We start from the raw sequence: 2,509 nt of genomic DNA, 5'->3' as shown, positions 1-2,509 counted from the left end.
ACCCCTTCACGGGCGAGCTAAGCTTTGCCTCAGGTGCTCGCCCCGATTTTGAAACCAATCCCGAAGTACGCTTCAGTGTGTTGGTGACCGATTCATTAAACGCGTCGGCGATCACGCGAGTGGTATTGACGGTCGAGGATGTCAACGAAGCCCCCGTGGTGAATCGCGAACCGCTATTGATCCCCGAAGGCTCCACGCCAGGCGATGAGGTCGGTGTGATCGAAGCGGTCGAACCGGACACCGCACGTAATCAAACGCTGACGTTTACCGTCACCGGAGGCACTGCCGCATCGATTCTCGACGTCCATCCGACCACCGGTGTCGTCAAACTCAAAGATTCGGCGGTGATCGACTTCGAAACGACCAATGTTTTGACATTGGATCTCGAGGTCAGTGACAATGCGGTCCCACCCGCAGTGACAACCTTCACCAAGCAGATCATCATTGAGGACGAAAACGATGCCCCCGAGCTTCGCACCACGTCACTTTCGATCCCTGAAAACACCACGGGCCAAATCGCTAAATTGCTGGTGAACGATTCGGATCTCGGCCAAACGCACCGATTCGAAATCACGGGTGGATCGGGCTCGGGATTGTTCCGATTGACTCGGGGCGGCGAACTATTCGTGCTGGAGTCGACGAAACTCGATTTCGAGACGAACTCGAGCTACACGCTTGATATTCTTGTCGCCGACAACGGCACTCCGCCGCTGTCGACTCGAACGACGATGAATATCCAGATCACTGACACGAATGAATCGGCAACGCTGAACACCAATAGCGTGGACCTGCCTGAAAACGCAGCAGCAAACGAATTAGTGACGATTTTGTCGGTGGTCGATCCCGAGGGGTCTCCGGACATTCACGAGATCTCGCTGGTTCCCTCGGATGCCGCCGAGAACTTTGTCTTTGATCCCGAAACGGGAGAACTGCGAGTCGCCGAGAATGCGAATCTCGATTTCGAAACGCGACGTGTCCTTGAACTGCAATTCGACATCACCGACACCACGGGCGCAAGCGCAACGCTTCGTCAAACGTTACGAATCGAGGTATTGGATCGCAACGATGCGCCCGTCATTTTGACGAACCAGTTCAATGTTTCTGAAGCCGCCCTGCCAGGTGACTCGGTCGCATTGATTCGTTTTAGTGACGCCGATCGAGGCGATTCGGTCACGCTGTCGATCAGCGGAGGAACCGCAGCGGAATTGTTTGCAATCAACCCAAGCACGGGAGTATTGAGCGTTGCCGCGGGAGCCGGATTTGATGCCGAAACCACCCCTGATTTGACGCTCGAAATTCGCGCCACTGACACGCGCGGCGGCGTGCAAACCAAGACCATCGATGTGCACGTCAACGATGTAAACGAGGCTCCGGTATTCACCACCACGTTGAATATTCCGAACGCGGAAAGTGGCAAGCGATTTAATTTCCAATTGCCCCCCAATTTTGTTTCCGATCCCGAAGGTGGATCGTTCACAATCACCGTGTTCGACAGCAATGGATTCCTACCCCCTTGGCTGCGATTTGATGCTGCCACACAAACCTTTAGTGGCACCCCATCGCCAACGATGGTGGGAAGCTACCCATTGACGATCCGAGCATTCGAAGCCGGATTGATTAATTTGTTCAACACGTTCTCGTTCACGATCAACGTCGGACTCGGACAAACACCGTTCAACAAGCAAGCTGATCCGCTGGATGTGGACGACAACGGAAGCGTCACCACCAATGACGCGCTTCGCGTTATCAACTTTATCAATCTCAACGGCGCCGGCCCCATCTCGACGATTCCTGATTCGTTCAACGGGTTCGTGGATGTCAACGGCGACAACCTAGCCACCGCGCTGGATGCGTTGCTGGTGATCAATGGGCTAAAACAACGAACGTCCTCGGCTCAATCCGAGTTCATCGCCCCCCCATCGACCGTAGCCCAAAACGATCTTGACGATCGAGACAAAGCCAATGATTTGGCGCTCGCGGATCTGTTGTCCGAATCGTCCCTGTTCTGATCAACCGACACGGTTTCTGTTACGATACCCACGATTGATGGTGATCGAACGTGGAACAGGTAATGGATACTGAGGGCTCAGCAACGAACGCTTCCAAGTCGCTGGACTTGGAAGCAATTGACCCACGCGAGGTGTTGCGCGAGCGTTTTCAGCTACGCTCGTTTCGACGAGGGCAACGGGCGGTCATTCAGCGGCTACTGCAAGGCCGCAGCGTGGCGGCGGTATTTCCTACCGGCGGCGGCAAAAGTTTGTGCTATCAATTGCCCAGTCTGCTGTTTCCCGGCATCACGGTGGTGGTATCACCGCTGATCGCATTGATGAAAGACCAATGCGATTCGCTACAAAAACGAGGCATCGGGGCGATCCGGCTCGATTCGACTCAAACACCAGCCGAATTTCGCGATGGCATGCGGCGCATCCGCGATGGACAGGTCAAACTGTTGTACGTGGCCCCCGAACGATTTTTCAACGAGCAATTCATTGCGTCGCTCTCGACGCTT

At 54.8% G+C, this 2,509-nt stretch carries 2 protein-coding genes; both read left to right on the top strand.

The window, feature by feature from the left end:
• A partial coding sequence (locus ABX962_RS34610; RefSeq protein ID WP_372726216.1) for a cadherin domain-containing protein occupies positions 1 to 2,009 on the top strand: 2,009 nt, incomplete at its 5' end.
• A gap of 62 nt (positions 2,010 to 2,071) precedes the next feature.
• The coding region (locus tag ABX962_RS34605) for a DEAD/DEAH box helicase (protein WP_372726215.1) at positions 2,072 to 2,509 on the top strand (438 nt) is incomplete at its 3' end.

Source organism: Novipirellula sp., from assembly GCF_041583735.1.
Lineage (GTDB): Bacteria > Planctomycetota > Planctomycetia > Pirellulales > Pirellulaceae > Novipirellula.
The sequence above is the reverse complement of the archived record's forward strand: the minus strand, read 5'-3'. Positions and strand labels throughout refer to the sequence as shown.